Below are 16,069 nucleotides of genomic sequence, written 5' to 3'. Positions count from 1 at the left end.
CACCATCATGACGACGTTCAACGCCCGCGACCTCGCGGCCACCACCGACCGAGCAGCCACGTCGCCGGCGTCGGCCGCGGTTCAGAGGCGCGCAACCACCCCCGCTGACGGATCGGACGCTCGCCGCAAGCAGTACCGAGACGCGGACGGCCTGCGCGTGCCCTACACCGAGGTCATCCTCGACAACTCCCCCGGCACCGGCGCGGCCAACGCTCCCGTCGAGCTGTACGACACCTCCGGCCCGGGCAGTGACCCCGAGGTCGGGCTGCCGCCGTTGCGCGCCGAGTGGATCGCCGAGCGCGACGACGTCGAGACGTACGCCGGCCGAGAGCGCACCCTGCTCGACGACGGCCGCTCGGCCGTCCGACGCGGTGAGGCGAGCCACGAGTGGCGCGGCGAACGTCGCGCACCGCTGCGCTCGAAGGACGGCGCCGTCGTCACCCAGATGCACTACGCCCGTAAGGGATTGATCACCCCCGAGATGCGATTCGTCGCCGCCCGCGAGAACTGCGCCCTCGAACTCGTGCGCGACGAGGTCGCCGCCGGACGCGCGATCATCCCCGCCAACGTCAACCACCCGGAGAGCGAGCCGATGATCATCGGGCGTCGCTTCCTCGTCAAGGTCAACGCGAACATCGGAAACTCGGCCGTGACGTCGTCGATCGCCGAGGAGGTCGACAAGCTGACGTGGGCGACGACGTGGGGCGCCGACACCGTCATGGACCTGTCGACCGGTGACGACATCCACACAACGCGCGAGTGGATCCTCCGCAACTCCCCCGTCCCGATCGGCACCGTGCCGATCTACCAGGCCCTCGAGAAGGTCAACGGTGAGGCCGACAAGCTGACGTGGGAGATCTTCCGCGACACCGTCATCGAGCAGTGCGAGCAGGGCGTCGACTACATGACGATCCACGCCGGCGTGCTGCTGCGCTACGTGCCGATGACGGCCGAGCGCATCACGGGCATCGTCAGCCGCGGCGGCTCGATCATGGCCGGCTGGTGTCTCGCGCACCACGAGGAGAACTTCCTCTACACCCACTTCGACGAGCTGTGCGAGATCTTCGCCCGCTACGACGTCGCCTTCTCCCTCGGTGACGGCCTGCGCCCTGGCTGTACCGCCGACGCCAACGACGAGGCGCAGCTTTCCGAGCTGCGCACCCTCGCCGAGCTGACGAAGCGGGCATGGCAGTTCGACGTCCAGGTCATGGTCGAGGGCCCCGGGCACGTGCCGCTCGACCTCGTCGAGGAGAACGTGCGCCTGCAGCAGGAGTGGTGTGACGGCGCGCCGTTCTACACGCTCGGCCCGCTCGTCACCGACGTCGCACCCGGCTACGACCACATCACTTCCGCCATCGGCGCGACGACGATCGCGATGGGTGGCACCGCGATGCTGTGCTACGTCACGCCGAAGGAGCACCTCGGCCTGCCGAACCGTGATGACGTCAAGACCGGCGTCATCACGTACAAGCTCGCGGCGCACGCCGCGGACGTCGCGAAGCGCCACCCCGGCGCGCGAGCGTGGGACGACGCGTTGAGCAAGGCGCGCTTCGAGTTCCGTTGGAACGACCAGTTCAACCTGTCGCTCGACCCCGACACCGCGCGCGAGTTCCACGACGAATCGCTGCCCGCCGAGGCGGCGAAGACAGCACACTTCTGCTCGATGTGCGGGCCGAAGTTCTGCTCGATGCGCATCAGCCAGGACGTGCGCGACCGCTTCGGCGACGCCGGCGCCCAGCAGCGCGTCGTCAGCGAGAGCGAGGCGCGCGAGGGCATGCAGCAGATGTCGAAGACGTTCGTCGAGCTCGGGCGCAGCGTCTACGTCGACCCCGACACCGCCCACGCCCTGGCAACCCCCACGCCCCAGGACTGACGGGTTCGCAACGGTGAGGGGTGGAGCAACTCGACTCCGCCCCTCACCGACTCTTGTCTCCGTCCGTGCCCGCCCCATCTGCGATCTACGTCCACATTCGCGAACGGCGTACCCATCTGCGATTTTCGGTCACATTCGCCTGTGCCACGGCCTGCCGGGCCGGCTCGAGCATCAGCGCGTCGCGCGAGCTTGCTCCGCCAGACGCGGCAGGTCGTCGAGGCTGACGGCGGCGAGGTCGGGGACGACGACGAGGCCGTCGAGCTGCGGAATCTCGACGAGATGCGGCACGGCGAGCGTGGGGACGCCGGCCGCGACGGCCGAGCGCACGCCCGTCGCCGAATCCTCGATCGCGACGCACTGATCCGGGCGCAGGCCCAGCTCTGCCGCGGCCCGCACGTACGCCTCCGGGTCCGGTTTGCCCGCGCTCACCATGTCACCGGTGACGACGACCTCGAACGTCCCGGCCGGCAGCGCGTCGACGAGCACCCGCGCGAACGACTCGTACGACATCGTGACGAGCGCGCACGGCATCCCCGCCTCGTGGGCGGCGAGCAGCAGCTCCTGCGCGCCGGGGCGCCACGGCACGTGCTGCTTCAGCTTCTCGATGACCTGCTCGAGCAGGATGTCGACGATCTCGTCCGGCGTCAACGGAATACCCGTCTGATCCTTGATCATCCGACCCGTGACGGGCAGCGCGTTGCCGACGAGCTGGAACGCCTGCTCCTCGCTCCACGACGCCCCGTACGACTCGATCAGGCCGCGCTCGGCCTCCATCCAGTACGGCTCGGTGTCGATGACGGTGCCATCCATGTCCCACAGGATCGCGCGGGGGGCATGCGAACCATGCGCCGCGCGCGAGGACGCCGATGAGTCGAGCGCGTCGAGGCGGGCGTCGAGATGGTTCAGGTGCGGCGTCGGGTTCACGCGTCAGTCCTCCGGGTCGTATCCGAGGTTGGGGGCCAGGTGGCGCTCGGCCTCGGCCATCGTCCATCCCTTGCGCTCAGCGTAGTCGGCGACCTGATCGCGCCCGATCCGCCCGACGACGAAGTACTGCGCCTGCGGATGCGCGAAGTACCACCCGCTCACGGACGCGCCGGGCCACATCGCGCGCGACTCGGTCAGTTCGACCCCGATCGACGCGGTCACGTCGAGCAGGTCGAACAGCGTGTCCTTCTCGGTGTGCTCGGGGCACGCCGGGTAGCCGGGCGCGGGACGGATGCCCTGGTAGCGCTCCCTGATGAGTTCGTCGTTCGACAGCTTCTCCCCTGCCTCGTAACCCCAGAACTCGCGACGCACACGCTCGTGCAGCCGCTCGGCGAACGCCTCCGCGAGGCGGTCGGCGAGGGCCTCGAGCAGGATCGCCGAGTAGTCGTCGAGGTCGTCCTTGAACGCGCGGATCCGCTCCGGCAGCTCCGTCCCAGCCGTCACGGCGAACGCACCGACCCAGTCGTCGGCCGCACCCGTAGGGGCGACGAAGTCGGCGAGCGAGCGGTTCGGCACGCCGTCACGGTGCGTGCCCTGCTGACGCAGGTGGTGCAGGCGCGCCACCTCGGCCGAACGCGACGCGTCGCCGAACAGCACGGTGTCGTCACCGTCGGCCTGCGCCGGCCAGAACCCGATGACACCCGCCGGGTGCAACCAGCCCTCGTCACTGATGCGGTCGAGCATCGTCTGCGCGTCGTCGTACAGCTTGCGCGCCGCCTCGCCCTGCGCGGGGTTGCTCAGGATGTCGGGGAAGCGCCCCTTCATCTCCCAGGCGGCGAAGAACGGCTGCCAGTCGATGTACTCACGCAGCTCGCTCACCGGGTAGTCGGTGAACACCCTCGTCACGGGGGCGCCGTCGACGGCAAGGGCCGGAGCGTCGGGAACGCCTGCAGCCCAGTCCATCTCGGTGACGTTGGCCCGCGCCTCGTCGAGCGTCAGCAACGGACGCTCGTCGCGCTTGGCCGCGTGTCGGGCGCGCAACGCGTCGTAGTCGGCGACGACGTCGGCGAGCAACGCCTCGCGTCGCTCCCCCGTCGACAACAGCGCAGCGACGACCGGAACCGAGCGCGAGGCGTCCTTCACCCACACGACGGGCTCGTCGTAGCGCCCGTCGATCTTGACGGCCGTGTGCGCACGCGACGTCGTCGCGCCGCCGATGAGCAGCGGCTGAGTGAAGCCCTGACGCTGCATCTCAGAGGCCAGGTGCACCATCTCGTCGAGCGACGGCGTGATGAGGCCCGACAGCCCGATGATGTCGGCGTCGTGCTCGCGCGCAGCGTCGAGGATCTTCTGCGGAGCGACCATGACGCCGAGGTCGATCACCTCGTAGTTGTTGCACTGCAGCACGACGCCGACGATGTTCTTGCCGATGTCGTGCACGTCGCCCTTGACGGTGGCGAGCACGACGGTGCCGTTCGTCTGCTTGCTCGTGACGCCGCTCGCTTCCTTCTCCGCCTCGATGAACGGGATGAGGTAGGCGACGGCCTTCTTCATGACGCGCGCCGACTTCACGACCTGCGGCAGGAACATCTTGCCGGCGCCGAACAGGTCACCGACGACGCCCATGCCGTCCATGAGCGGGCCCTCGATCACCTCGAGCGGACGCTTGCCCTCGGCCTCCAGCTCGGCGCGCATCTGCTCGGTGTCGGCTTCGACGTGGTCGTCGATGCCCTTGACGAGCGCATGCGTGATGCGTTCGCGCACCGGCAGTTCGCGCCACTGTTCCGTCTTCGCTTCCGCCTGCTCACCGCTCGAGTTGTACTGTTCGGCGGCCTCGAGCAGCCGCTCGGTCGCGTCGGCGCGCCGGTTGAGGACGACGTCCTCGATCAGCTCGCGCAGTTCGGGGTCGATCTCGTCGTAGACGACGAGCGCGCCGGCGTTGACGATGCCCATGTCCATCCCCGCGGCGACCGCGTGGTAGAGGAAGACGGCGTGGATCGCCTCGCGCACCGGGTTGTTGCCGCGGAAGCTGAACGACACGTTCGACACGCCGCCGCTGACGAGGGCGCCGGGCAGGTTCGCCTTGATCCATCGCGTGCCCTCGATGAAGTCGACGCCGTAGTTGGCGTGCTCCTCGATGCCCGTGCCGATCGCGAAGATGTTCGGGTCGAAGATGATGTCCTCGGCCGGGAAGTCGACGTCGGGGCCGGTGAGGATGTCGTAGGCCCGCTTCGTGATCGTCTTGCGCCGCTCGAGGGTGTCGGCCTGGCCGTCCTCGTCGAACGCCATGACGACGATCGCCGCGCCGTAGCGCTTGCACAGCCGGGCGTGCTCGATGAACGGTTCGACGCCCTCCTTCATCGAGATCGAGTTGACGATCGACTTGCCCTGGATGCACTTCAGCCCGGCCTCGATGACCTCCCACTTCGAGGAGTCGACCATGACCGGGACGCGGCAGATGTCGGGTTCGGAGGCGATGAGCTTGCAGAAGCGATCCATCGCGGCGACGCCGTCGATCATGCCCTCGTCCATGTTGACGTCGATGATCTGCGCGCCGTTCTCGACCTGCTGACGGGCGACGGACAGCGCCGTCGCGTAGTCGCCGTCCTTGATGAGCTTGCGGAAGCGCGCCGAACCGGTGATGTTCGTGCGCTCACCGACGTTGACGAACAGCGAATCCTCGTCGACGGTGAACGGCTCGAGCCCGGACAGGCGCAGGGCGGGCGCGACGTCGGGCACGCTGCGCGGGGCCGTGGCGGCGACCGCGTCGGCGATCGCCCCGATGTGATCGGGCGAGGTGCCGCAGCATCCGCCGACGAGGTTGACGAGGCCGTCGCCCGCGAATGCGGCGACGGTCTGCGTCATCGCCTCGGGTGTCTCGTCGTACTCGCCGAACGCGTTGGGCAGGCCAGCGTTCGGGTAGCAGGAGACGAAACAGTCGGCGATGCGCGAGAGGTCGGCGACGTAGGGGCGCATCTCGTCGGCGCCGAGCGCGCAGTTGAGTCCGACGGCGAGCGGGCGCGCGTGACGCACCGAGTTCCAGAACGCCTCGCCCGTCTGCCCCGACAGGGTGCGGCCGGAGGCGTCGGTGATCGTGCCGGAGATGATGACGGGCCAGCGCCGCCCGCGTTCCTCGAACAGCTGCTCCAGCGCGAAGATCGCGGCCTTCGCGTTGAGCGTGTCAAAGATCGTCTCGATGAGCATGAGGTCGACGCCGCCGTCGGCCAGGCCGCGGGCCTGCTCGAGGTAGGCGCCGACGAGGTCGTCGAAGCTGACGTTGCGCGCGCCCGGGTCGTTGACGTCCGGTGAGATCGACGCCGTGCGGTTCGTCGGGCCGATCGCGCCGGCCACGAACCTCGGACGCGCCCCGGTGGTCACCGAATCGGCAGCAGTGCGAGCGAGTTTCGCGGATTCGACGTTGAATTCGTACGCGAACTCGGACATGTCGTAATCAGCCAATGAGATGCGCTGCGCGTTGAACGTGTTCGTCTCGACGATGTCAGCGCCGGCCTCGAGGTACTCGCGGTGGATGCCCTCGATGATGTCGGGCTGCGTCAGTGACAGCAGGTCGTTGTTGCCCTTGAGGTCGCTCGGCCAGTCGGCGAATCGCTCACCGCGGTAGTCGTCCTCACTCAACCCGTGCCGCTGGATCATCGTGCCCATCGCGCCGTCCATGACGAGGATTCGCTCACGCATGAGCGCGGCCAGCTCCTCGCTGCGATCCCCGCCTGCGTCGCGGCGGGCGTCGTGGTCGGTCGTGGTCGGGTCGGTTGCCTTGGAGCGGCTGCTCACGTGACGTCCCTTCGAGGGCGGGTGGATGTCGCATCATGCTATCGAGCGGCGTCGCCCCGCCTTGGAGCGTGCACGCCGTTGGCCGCATACTGGAATGTCAGGCCCTCGCCGCATCGTCGCCGCGCGCCCGATCCACTCTCACGACCTGCAGAAGGAGACACGCTGTGCGTCGTCACTTCGACCTCACCACGTCGACCCCACCGACCGTCCTCGTCGCCTTCCAGGGCTGGAACGACGTCACCGGCGCCGCGTTCGACGCGATGGATCACCTCGTCAAGGCCACCGGCGCGCGCCTGTGGGCCGACGTCGACCCGGAGGACTACTACGACTTCCAGGTCAACCAACCGCGCATCGACGTCGTCGACGGCGAGCGCCGCGTCATCTGGCGCACGACGGAGATCTTCCACACGCGACTCGACGCCGTGGGCGACGTGCTCATCGTCAAGGGCATCGAGCCGTCGTTCCGGTGGAAGGCGTTTCTCGCCGAACTGCTCGACGCCATCCATGCGAGCGAGCCGGCGCGCGTCGTGGTGTGCGGTGCGCTCGGTGGGGACACGCCGCACACGCGGCCGCTGCCTGTCACGCTGACGTCGCCGCAGCCGGCGACGCGTGAGGCGTATGACGCGAAGACGCCGACGTACGTCGGCCCGGCGGGCATCGTCGGCATTCTCATCGATGCGCTCGGGCGCTCGGATGTGACGACGATCGCGCAGTGGGTCGTCATGCCGCAGTACGCGCTGGGCAGCCCGCAGCCGAAGGTGACGTGGACGATGGTGCAGGGGTTGTCGAGACTGCTCGACGTCGCGCTGCCCGAGGGCGATCTCGAGGAGCAGGCGCGGGCCTGGGAGCGTGGCGTCAGCGAACTCGTCGCGCAGGACGGCGACATGACCTCCTACGTCGACACGCTCGAGCACTCGATGGACGTCACCGAACTGCCCGAGGCCTCCGGCGATGCGATCGCCGAACAGTTCGAGCAGTTCCTGCGCCGGCGGGACGGCGACAGCCGCCGCGGGGAGCAGGGCCCTGGGGGCGACACGGTCTGACGGGCCGTCGGAACGGCTGGCGTGAGCGGCATGATCGTGCCGAGTTTCTCGCGACGACGGCAGCAGGGGTCCTCGTCGGATCGTGCCGGTGTTGGCGCGAGCAGTGTGTTCAACCCCAAAGCGGAACGATCGTGTCGCTTCGGGTCGAATCGGCCCAGGACGAGTGCTCTGACGGCACGATCGTTCCGATGAAGGGTGCATGAGCCTGTTCAGGACGTGCGAGCGAGGCGGCGCAGCCTCGGCCTCGGCCAGATGGAGCTTGCCGAACTGGCTGATGTCTCCGAACGCTTCGTCCGCTCGCTCGAGCAGAACAAGGCCACGGTGCGACTCGACAAGCTCACGGCCGTCCTCGACGCGCTGGGTCTGGAGCTGCGTGCTGAACCCCGCGGGGGCGTCGGCGCATGAGCCCGCGCGCAGATCGCGCGCAGACGGCGGCGCTGGGTGCCGCTGAAGACCTCGACGAGATCGGGTTTGACGCCAGGCGTGTGCAGGACCTGAGCCGCGTCACGCGTCATCCGGCCCGGACGATGGCGGCCACCGCAGCGCGGTGACCGCCACCGGTAGCCCAGCGATACACGCTCAACCGCGCTGATGCACCGCGTCGAAGGCCTGGCTGAGGTCGGCGATGAGGTCGGCGGGGTCTTCGAGGCCCACGGACAGGCGCAGCACCGACTGTGACGGCTTCGCGTCCCCCTCCACGGGACGGTGCGTCAGGGCTGCCGGGTGCTGGATGAGCGTGTCGACTCCCCCGAGCGAGACGGCGTGCACGATGAGGCGGCAGGCCGACGTCACGACGGCGGCCGCATCGAAACCGTCGGCCATGCCGAACGCGAGCACCGAACCGGGCCCGGCCATCTGACGGGCCGCGATGCCGTCGACGTCGAACTGCGGCAACCCCGACCACATGACGGCGTCCACCTCGCCGCGCGTCAGCAGCCACTCGGCGACGGCGCGCGCGCCTTCCTGCTGCGCCTTGACCCGAATCGGCAGCGTCTGCAGCCCACGGTGCAACCCGTACGCGTTCGAGGGCGACAACAGCGCCCCCGTGATGGCGCGCACCTGACGCAGCCGCGGCGCCCACGCCTCGTCACACGCGACGACGCCGCCCATGAGGTCGCCGTGACCACCCATGAACTTCGTCGCCGAATGCACGCTCAACGTCGCACCGAGCGCGAGCGGCTGCTGCAGCACGGGCGTGGCGAACGTGTTGTCGACCATGACGGGCACGTCGCCCGCGGCGCGCACGACGGCCGCGATGTCGACGAGGTCGAGCGTCGGGTTGCCGGGAGACTCGAGGACGACCAGGCCCGTGTCGGCCTCGATCGCGTCGGCGATCTCGTCGACGCCCGCCCACGTCACCCGCGTGCCGAGCAGGCCAGTGGCGAGCAAGTGATCGGTGCCGCCATACAGCGGGCGGACGGCGACGACGTGCGGGGTGCCCGCCGCGACGGCCGCGAGTAGCACTGCGCTGATGGCGGCCATGCCGGTCGCCAACGCGACGGCCTCGTCAGCGTCCTCGAGCTGCGCGACGGCACGCTCGAACCGGTCGACGTTCGGGTTCCACAGGCGCTGGTACACGAGGGAGCCGTCGACGACGGGGTGCCCGCCCGTCGCGAGCACCTCGTACGAGTCGCCGCCGCGCTCGATGCTGAGCAGCGGGTACGTCGTCGACGCATCGAGGCTCGGCACGTGCACACCGAGGGCGGTGACGTCGTCACGCCCGGCGTGGACGGCGGCGGTGGCGAGTGATTCCATGTGATCTGTCACACAGGAAGAATGGAAGAACACAGCATCCGCTGTCCATCTGACTGAAGAGATCTCACGACGAAGCGAGCAGACGGTGAAACCTTCGAGTAGTGCACCGCGCTCCCCTGCGGAACGGGGGAATCGTCGTACCCGCTACGGGCCGTCGTGGCAACCCGACGCCACGGACCGTCGCATCGTCGAACTGCTCCTCGCGGAGGGACGCATGCCGAACGCCGAGCTGGCGCGCCGCATCGGCCTGCCCGAGTCGACGTGCAGCATCCGCGTGCGCACGCTGCGCGAGCAGGGCGTTCTCGCCGGTGTCCACGCCGACGTCGACCTCGCCCGGCTGGGGCGCGCCATGGAGGCGATGGTCGCCGTCCGGTTCGCCGGGCATCGACGTGAGCAGATGGACGCCTTCCGCGCAGCGATCGTCACCGTCCCCGGCGTCATCGCCGCCTACCACGTGGCGGGTGAGAACGACTTCCTCATCCATGTGTGCGCCGAGTCGCCGAACGCGCTGCGCGACTTCGTCCTCGATCGGCTCACCGGCATGCCGGGCATCGCGCAGGCGCAGACGAGCCTCATCTTCGAGCGGCTGCGCGGCACCGACCCGCTCGGGTGAGGTCGCCCTCGTCGCGCTCAATTGGTCGGATGAAGCCATGAATCCTGTGCGATCACCCCGCTCGACGTCGATGACCCCACCGCGATCGACGCCTGGAACGTCACCCTGCGCGACGCCCTGGCGGCCGGGCGCGAGCACCCCTGCGGGCGCACCGACCGGGCGGCCCGCGCGCAGGTGGCCGCCCACGAACCGGGGCACCTGCTGCACGGATTCGTCGCGCGACGAGGTGACGAGATCGTCGGCGCCGCACTCATCGAACAGGAGGCAGGCGAGCCCGCTGAGGTGATGGTCGGGGTGCGCTCGCAGGCGCGACGACGCGGTTCGGCCCTCAGATGGCCGACGACGACCCGCTCGGCGGCCTCACCCTGCCCGGCAAGCGTGACGGCGACGCCCGCCGCCGCGAGGACGAGCGTCACGTCGAGGAGGGGTATCTCCTCGTGCGCGCCCTCGCCTGGCTCGGCGGCCGGCCGGGTACACGCAGATCCTGCTGGCGAGCGACGCGCCCCGCAGATCGCGTTGCAGGACGACACGCTCGTCGACCGCTCCTGCCGTGGTGCGGGCGTCGCGCGGACGCTCAAGGTCGTCAATCTCGAGCACCTGCAGTCACTTCCGCAGGCGAGCGCGACGCAATGGGTCCAGACCTACTGCGCCGGGACGAACACCGCCATCCTCGCGCGCAAAGCCGCGCTGGGCTTTCGATGCGTTCACGTCATGACCGCGCTCGAAGGGCTCCCGGAGGCAGCTGCGCTCAGGCGTACCTGATCCGGTCGAGCAGCATCGCGAGCGGCTCGGGTACCTCGTCGGCGCCGAGCGCCGCGGCCAGCACAGCGGCCGCGTTCTCCTTGCGACCGGACACGGCGCGCGCGAACCGGCGCAGCTGATCCGCGAGCGGTTCGTCGGCCCACGCGGCCTGTGTGCGCAGCGCATCGAACTTGCTGCCGAGACCCGCGCCCTCGATGGCGGCCTTCGCGCGCTCGGCGCCGAGCGCGCGGATCAGTTCCCCCTCGAGGTCGGGTTCGCAGACGAAGAAGCCATAGACGGGCAGGTCGCTCGCGTCGAGCACGGGCAGCCCGTCGTCGGCGAGCGCCTTCTCGGCCGCGCGGGTGTCGGCGGCGTCGCAGAGCCCGACGACGTCGGCGTCGGATCGGATCTGCCGGATCTCGCCGAGGACACGGCCGACGTTCGTCGCGCCCTGCAGGTTGACGAGTTCGACGTTCGGGCTCGCGAGCCCGTCACGCTCCATGAGGGCCGCGACGGCCGCGACGTCGCTCGGGCCTTCGAGCAGGACGAACATCGTCGCGGCGCTGGCCGGGCTGATCGTCGTGGTCACAGCTTGACCCCGAGCAGGGCGTCGACGACGTCGTGGATCTGCTGTGCGGAGCCGACGGCTTCTTCGCCCTCGGCTGCACACCAGGCGTCGATCGCGGCGAGCGCGGCGGGCGTGTCGAGGTCGCTGCGCAGGGCGCGGCGGACCGCTTCGATCGTGGGCGTCGCGTCGACGCCATCCGCCTCGATGGCGCGTCGCCACGTCGCGAGGCGCTCCTTCGCGGCGTCGAGCAGCGCGTCGGTGTACTCCCAGTCGGTGCGGTAGTGCTGGTCGAGCAGGACGAGCCGGATCGCCATCGGGTCGACGCCCTCGCGGCGCAGCACGGACACCTTGACGAGGTTGCCCTTGCTCTTGCTCATCTTCTCGCCGTCGTAGCCGACCATGCCCTGGTGCGCGTAGTGGTGCGCGAACGGCGGCTGCCCCGTCAGCGCGTTGGCCTGCACGGCGCTCATCTCGTGGTGCGGGAAGATGAGGTCGGTGCCGCCGCCCTGCAGCGTGAAACCGTTGCCGAGGTGCTCGAGCGCGATCGACGTGCACTCGATGTGCCAGCCAGGTCGGCCGCGTCCGACGCCGGGGCCGCCGTCCCACGCCGGCTCTCCCTCACGCTCGGCGCGCCACAGCAGCGGGTCGAAGACGTCGCGCTTGCCCTCACGCTCTGGGTCGCCGCCGCGGTCGGCGAAGACGGCCATCATCTGCTCACGGTCCCAGTGCGAGACCGAACCGAACGTCGGCTGCTGCGCGAGGTCGAGGTAGACGTCCTTCGCGCCGGCAGCGGCGTTCTCGGCGGCGGGTACGTCGACGGTGTAGGCGAGACCGCGCTCGAGCAGCCGGGCGACGTTGGTCGAATGCAAGGTCATCGACTCGACGACGCCGACGTAGTGCTGCGGCGGGATGACACCGAGGGCCTCCATGTCGCCGTGGAACAGCTCGATCTCGCTCGTCGCGAGCTCACGCCAGTCGACGCCGTCTCGGGCGGCCCGCTCGAGCAGTGGGTCGTCGACGTCGGTGACGTTCTGCACGTAGGTGACCTGCGCGCCCGCGTCGATCATGACGCGCTGGGCGATGTCGAAGGTGACGTAGGTGGCCGCGTGGCCGAGGTGCGTCGCGTCGTACGGCGTGATGCCGCAGACGTACAGCCCGGCCTGCTCGCCGAGGTCGATCGGGACGATCTCACCGGCTGCCGTGTCGAAGAGGCGGACGTCGATGTCGGCTCCAGCCGGGGAGGCGACGGGGTTGAGCGCAGGGCGAGACCAGGATTTCACCGCCTCAGCCTAACGGGTGCGACCGACGCCTCCGCCCGGCGGACGCGTCACGGCGAGGCCCTCGTGGGCTCTCACAGCGGCGGCCACGGCAGCGGGTAGCGATCGGACGGCGGCTGTGGAAACACGCCGGCGGTGCGCAGCGCCGCCACGCGCTCGAAGAACGCCTCGACCTCGTCATCGTCGAGGTGTGCGCTGAGCTGCGCGCCGAGCCCGTCTCGCGCGGCCAGGAGCGCCGTGAGGCACGCGTCGTGCGCCGCACTCAACGGTTCACCGGCGAAGCCCCACAGGACGGTGCGCAGCTTGTCGTCGATGTGGAACGTCAGGCCGTGATCGATGGCGTAGAGCTGCATGTCTCCCCCGCCCGATGTGTCCTCGATGAGGTGAGAACCCTTGCGGTCGGCGTTGTTCGTCAGCACGTCCAGCAGCGCGACGTCGCGTAGTGGGTCACCGTCGTGGTGAGCGAGCACGAGGGGGCCCTCGTCGGTGTCGAACGCGGCGATCGCGTGCACGTCGTCAGTCAGCTCGTCCTCGTCGAGCAACGCCACCTGGTCCTGCTCGGCCGGTTCGAGCGGTCCGACCCAGCGCTGCAGGGATCCCTCGCCGAGCTGCGGGTCGACGTGCCACGTCGTCTCCGGAACGCAGCGCATGCCGGCCGCGGCGGCGACGAGGTAGGTCGCGACCTCGCGGTGCGCGAGCGTCCCCGACCGGAAGTCGCGCAACGGTTGTTCACCACGCACGGGTTTGAACACGGCGCGCTCCCCCGTCGCCGTCATCAACCGCACGACGACGTTGGAGGCGTCGACGAGGCGACCCTCGATCTGCCACTCGAGCTCGCTCAGTTCGGGCGTGCCGAGCTCGAGTGGTCGGGAGGTGACGTCGCGCGTCTCGCTCACCGGCGTCGGTACCCGTTCGCGCGGGGGCAGACGTGGCCGCGCGGGTCGAGCGGCTCGTTGCACAGCGGGCAGGGACGGCGGCCCTGCGCGACGAGCGCGAGCGAACGACGCGTGAACTCGCGCGCCGCGGGCGGGGCGAGCACGACGCGCAGGCCCGTGATGGCGGTGATCGCGGCGCCGTCATCGTCCTGGTCCATCTCGGCGTCGAGGTCGTGGCACTCGAGCGCGAAGACGCGCTCCATCGGATTCCAGCTGACGCTCATGCTGCCGACGCGGAACAGCGGGTCGACGGGCAGTTCGAGCGGGTCGTTGTCGGGTGCGGTGGCCGGCTCGTCGCGGTCGGCGCCGACCTCGTCGAGCAGCTCTTCGAGGCGCTCGGCGAGCAGAGCCACCTGCTGCTTCTCGATGGCGACGCCCTCGACGCGGCGCGCGTCACGCACCTGCAGGTAGAACTCGCGAGAGCCCGGCTCACCGACGGTGCCCGCCACGAAGCGCGCGGGCTGGTTGAACTCGACTACAGACATGTCCGTGAGCCTACTGCGTCGCGCCGGTGGCGCCACCGACGGTGGATTCGGCGCTCGTCGAGCGCGCCAGACCGACGGCCTCGCCGAGGCCACCGGAGGTCACGTTCATCGCGAGGACGAAGGGGCGATCGCCGACGAAGCGGATGACGCTCATCGACGCGGGTGCAAGGACGATGCGCTGGAAGTCGTCGAGGTGCTGACCGAGCGCGTCCGACAGCACCGACTTGATGACGTCCCCGTGGCTGACGACGACGCCCACGCCCGAACCGCCCTGCTCGTCGTTGCTGCGTTCGTCCAGCTCGCGCGCGAGGGCGCGCACGGCGTCGACGGCGCGTCGCTGCATGGCGAGCATCGACTCGTGCTCGAACTGCGGGCTCGGCGGGAACGTCACCTGCGACGGGTGTTCCTGCACCTGCTTCCACAGCTCCTCGCCGGCGAGGTCGCTGAGCTTGCGCCCCGTCCAGGCGCCGTAGCGGCACTCGCCGACGGCGTCGTCGGTCTCGACAGCGGCGCCGCTCGCCGCGCGCAGGGCGTCCGCCGTCTCCTGGCAGCGCACGAGCGGCGAGGCGACGATGCGCTCAGGCGTGCAGCAGGCGCTGATCGCCGCGGCGGCGGCGTCGGCCTGGGCGCGCCCCAGCTCGTCGAGATGGACGTCGGGGCTCCAACCGGCGAGGACGCCGGAGGCGTTGGCGCTCGTGCGCCCGTGCCGCAGCAGGATGATGGTGGCCACGAAGCCAGGCTACCGGCCCGGCCGTCCATGACCCGTGTCGCGCCACGGCGCGGGCAGCGCGGTAGCGCAGAATACGACGGTGATCATCGACCAGGCCGTCTATCGCGGCGGCAAGCGCATCGACTGCGGCGACCTGCACGCCGGGCTCGCCGATCTGCGCGAGCACGACGACGGCTTCCTGTGGGTCGGGTTGAAGGATCCGACGGCCGGCGAGTTCTCGCTCATCGCCACGGAGTTCGGCCTGCACCCCCTCGCGGTCGAGGACGCTCTCGGCGGTGGGCAACGCCCCAAGTTCGAGGTCTACGACGGCATGGCGTTCCTCGTCATGCGCACGTTGCGCTACATCGAGGCGACGTCCGACGTCGAGACCGGCGAACTCATGGTGTTCGTCGGCGACCGCTTCGTCGTCACCGTCAGGCGCGGTGAGCCGACGCCGCTGGAGACGGTGCGCACCGCGTTGGAGCACGACCCGAGGCTGCTGGAGAAGGGCCCCGTCGCGGTCATCTACTCGGTCATGGACGCGGTCGTCGACAAGTACCTCGCCATCGACGAGGAGCTCAGCGACGACGTCCTCGCGATCGAGCATCAGGTGTTCACGCCGAGCGTGACGACGGACGTCAGCGACATCTACGAACTGAAGCGCGAACTGCTCGAGGCGCGGTGGGCTGTGCAGCCGCTCATCGAGCCGACGCGGCGCCTCGTCGCGTCGTCGTTCGTCGACGAGGGGTTCGCGCCGTTCTTCCGTGACGTTCTCGATCACCTGCAACTCGTCAGCGAGCACATCGAGACCTACGATCGGTTGCTGTCGGACGTGCTGTCGGCGTACCTGTCGCAGGTCGGCGTGCAGCAGAACAACGACATGCGCAAGATTTCGGCGTGGGTCGCCATCGCGACGGTGCCGACGATGCTCGCCGGCATCTACGGCACGAACTTCCACTCGGTGCCGGAGCTGGAGGCGTCCGTGCACTTCGGCGGCCGCGGCGGTGGGTACGAGTTCTACTACGGGTACTACCTGATGATCGCCGTGCTCGCGACGATCGGCGTGCTGCTGTGGCGCGCGTTCAAGAAGTCTGGATGGTTGTGATGGTGGTTCGCCACATCGGTGACGCGGCGCCGCGGGTGCCGACGCGCGTGCTCAACGGCAGCGGGACGCGTGTCAGCGCGTTCGTGCTCGGCGTTTCCGGGTGGGCCCGCGGCGTGACGGCGGAGAGCGCGCAGGAGATGGCGAGCACCTACCTCGCTGCCGGCGGGCACACGTTCGAGACGAACGACGTCGACGCGGGCGCCGCCGAGGTGCGGCTGCGTGAGGCCCCCGAGGGCCGCCCGCGCGAGG

16 protein-coding genes are annotated in these 16,069 nt (G+C 69.8%); 8 read left to right on the top strand and 8 right to left on the bottom strand.

Annotation, left to right across the window (positions count from 1 at the left end; translation table 11 throughout):
* Window positions 1-7 precede the first annotated feature (7 nt).
* Window positions 8-1,873, top strand: a complete 1,866-nt coding sequence (gene thiC, locus HMPREF0321_RS13485; RefSeq protein WP_006947230.1) for a phosphomethylpyrimidine synthase ThiC — start codon at window positions 8-10, stop codon at window positions 1,871-1,873.
* Window positions 1,874-2,044: 171 nt separating this feature from the next.
* On the opposite strand, the gene HMPREF0321_RS13480 is transcribed toward thiC, so the two are convergent.
* Together HMPREF0321_RS13480 and metH are read right to left on the bottom strand one after the other, a co-directional pair.
* Window positions 2,045-2,797: an HAD family phosphatase gene (locus HMPREF0321_RS13480; protein ID WP_006947276.1), complete on the bottom strand. Its 753-nt coding sequence runs from the start codon at window positions 2,795-2,797 to the stop codon at window positions 2,045-2,047.
* Between the two features lie 3 nt (window positions 2,798-2,800).
* Window positions 2,801-6,493, bottom strand: coding sequence for a methionine synthase (metH, locus tag HMPREF0321_RS13475; RefSeq protein ID WP_050786620.1), 3,693 nt, complete (start codon window positions 6,491-6,493; stop codon window positions 2,801-2,803).
* Window positions 6,494-6,753: 260 nt separating this feature from the next.
* Here metH and HMPREF0321_RS13470 point away from each other — a divergent pair, with 260 nt between their 5' ends.
* The 3 genes from HMPREF0321_RS13470 (at window position 6,754) to HMPREF0321_RS16620 (ending at window position 8,183) form a co-directional block, all read left to right on the top strand.
* Window positions 6,754-7,632, top strand: a complete 879-nt coding sequence (locus HMPREF0321_RS13470) for a proteasome assembly chaperone family protein (protein ID WP_006947266.1) — start codon at window positions 6,754-6,756, stop codon at window positions 7,630-7,632.
* 195 nt (window positions 7,633-7,827) lie between these two features.
* Window positions 7,828-8,037, top strand: a complete 210-nt coding sequence (locus HMPREF0321_RS13465; protein WP_040015113.1) for a type II toxin-antitoxin system Y4mF family antitoxin — start codon at window positions 7,828-7,830, stop codon at window positions 8,035-8,037.
* Window positions 8,034-8,183, top strand: a complete 150-nt coding sequence (locus tag HMPREF0321_RS16620; RefSeq protein ID WP_160126205.1) for a hypothetical protein — start codon at window positions 8,034-8,036, stop codon at window positions 8,181-8,183. Before HMPREF0321_RS13465 ends, HMPREF0321_RS16620 begins: the two co-directional genes overlap by 4 nt.
* A 28-nt stretch (window positions 8,184-8,211) precedes the next feature.
* Here HMPREF0321_RS16620 and HMPREF0321_RS13460 read toward each other — a convergent pair whose 3' ends face one another.
* Window positions 8,212-9,387 carry a PLP-dependent aspartate aminotransferase family protein gene (locus HMPREF0321_RS13460; protein ID WP_040015112.1) on the bottom strand — a complete coding sequence of 392 codons (1,176 nt, stop codon included), beginning with the start codon at window positions 9,385-9,387 and terminating at the stop codon, window positions 8,212-8,214.
* Window positions 9,388-9,472: 85 nt separating this feature from the next.
* Here HMPREF0321_RS13460 and HMPREF0321_RS13455 point away from each other — a divergent pair, with 85 nt between their 5' ends.
* Complete coding sequence (locus HMPREF0321_RS13455; RefSeq protein WP_006947262.1) at window positions 9,473-10,000, top strand: Lrp/AsnC family transcriptional regulator; 528 nt, start codon at window positions 9,473-9,475, stop codon at window positions 9,998-10,000.
* 516 nt (window positions 10,001-10,516) lie between these two features.
* A complete protein-coding gene (locus tag HMPREF0321_RS16210) occupies window positions 10,517-10,762 on the top strand; it encodes a hypothetical protein (RefSeq protein WP_006947265.1) in 246 nt (81 codons plus the stop codon).
* Here HMPREF0321_RS16210 and HMPREF0321_RS13445 read toward each other — a convergent pair.
* The 5 genes from HMPREF0321_RS13445 to HMPREF0321_RS13425 form a co-directional block, all read right to left on the bottom strand.
* The gene (locus tag HMPREF0321_RS13445) at window positions 10,749-11,330 is read right to left on the bottom strand and encodes a hypothetical protein (RefSeq protein WP_006947267.1); all 582 of its coding nucleotides are present in this window, start codon (window positions 11,328-11,330) and stop codon (window positions 10,749-10,751) included. The two genes, HMPREF0321_RS16210 and HMPREF0321_RS13445, sit on opposite strands and share 14 nt — an antisense overlap.
* Window positions 11,327-12,589 carry a cysteine--1-D-myo-inosityl 2-amino-2-deoxy-alpha-D-glucopyranoside ligase gene (gene mshC / locus HMPREF0321_RS13440; protein ID WP_006947307.1) on the bottom strand — a complete coding sequence of 421 codons (1,263 nt, stop codon included), beginning with the start codon at window positions 12,587-12,589 and terminating at the stop codon, window positions 11,327-11,329. The genes HMPREF0321_RS13445 and mshC overlap by 4 nt, the downstream gene beginning before the upstream one ends.
* 71 nt (window positions 12,590-12,660) lie before the next feature.
* On the bottom strand, window positions 12,661-13,482 hold the full coding sequence (locus tag HMPREF0321_RS13435) for an SCO1664 family protein (RefSeq protein ID WP_006947217.1): 822 nt from the start codon (window positions 13,480-13,482) through the stop codon (window positions 12,661-12,663).
* Window positions 13,479-14,006, bottom strand: coding sequence for a DUF3090 family protein (locus HMPREF0321_RS13430; RefSeq protein WP_006947252.1), 528 nt, complete (start codon window positions 14,004-14,006; stop codon window positions 13,479-13,481). Before HMPREF0321_RS13430 ends, HMPREF0321_RS13435 begins: the two co-directional genes overlap by 4 nt.
* Window positions 14,007-14,016: 10 nt before the next feature.
* Window positions 14,017-14,736, bottom strand: a complete 720-nt coding sequence (locus tag HMPREF0321_RS13425; RefSeq protein WP_006947223.1) for an MSMEG_4193 family putative phosphomutase — start codon at window positions 14,734-14,736, stop codon at window positions 14,017-14,019.
* Window positions 14,737-14,815: 79 nt separating this feature from the next.
* Between HMPREF0321_RS13425 and HMPREF0321_RS13420 the strand changes: the two genes are divergently transcribed.
* A complete protein-coding gene (locus tag HMPREF0321_RS13420) occupies window positions 14,816-15,820 on the top strand; it encodes a magnesium and cobalt transport protein CorA (RefSeq protein WP_006947278.1) in 1,005 nt (334 codons plus the stop codon).
* The coding region (locus HMPREF0321_RS13415; RefSeq protein ID WP_006947280.1) for a hypothetical protein at window positions 15,820-16,069 on the top strand (250 nt) is incomplete at its 3' end. The genes HMPREF0321_RS13420 and HMPREF0321_RS13415, both read left to right, overlap by 1 nt.

This window comes from Dermacoccus sp. Ellin185 (assembly GCF_000152185.1).
GTDB classification, from domain to species: Bacteria; Actinomycetota; Actinomycetes; order Actinomycetales; family Dermatophilaceae; genus Dermacoccus; species Dermacoccus nishinomiyaensis.
The sequence above is the reverse complement of the archived record's forward strand: the minus strand, read 5'-3'. Positions and strand labels throughout refer to the sequence as shown.

What these genes read in the sequence shown, in the direction of transcription:
- metH (WP_050786620.1), bottom strand. Translation starts at nt 6,493, where the DNA reads ATGCGTGAGCGAATCCTCGTCATGGACGGCGCGATGGGCACGATGATC.
- HMPREF0321_RS13430 (WP_006947252.1), bottom strand. Translation starts at nt 14,006, where the DNA reads ATGTCTGTAGTCGAGTTCAACCAGCCCGCGCGCTTCGTGGCGGGCACC.
- HMPREF0321_RS16620 (WP_160126205.1), top strand. Translation starts at nt 8,034, where the DNA reads ATGAGCCCGCGCGCAGATCGCGCGCAGACGGCGGCGCTGGGTGCCGCT.
- thiC (WP_006947230.1), top strand. Translation starts at nt 8, where the DNA reads ATGACGACGTTCAACGCCCGCGACCTCGCGGCCACCACCGACCGAGCA.
- HMPREF0321_RS13460 (WP_040015112.1), bottom strand. Translation starts at nt 9,387, where the DNA reads ATGGAATCACTCGCCACCGCCGCCGTCCACGCCGGGCGTGACGACGTC.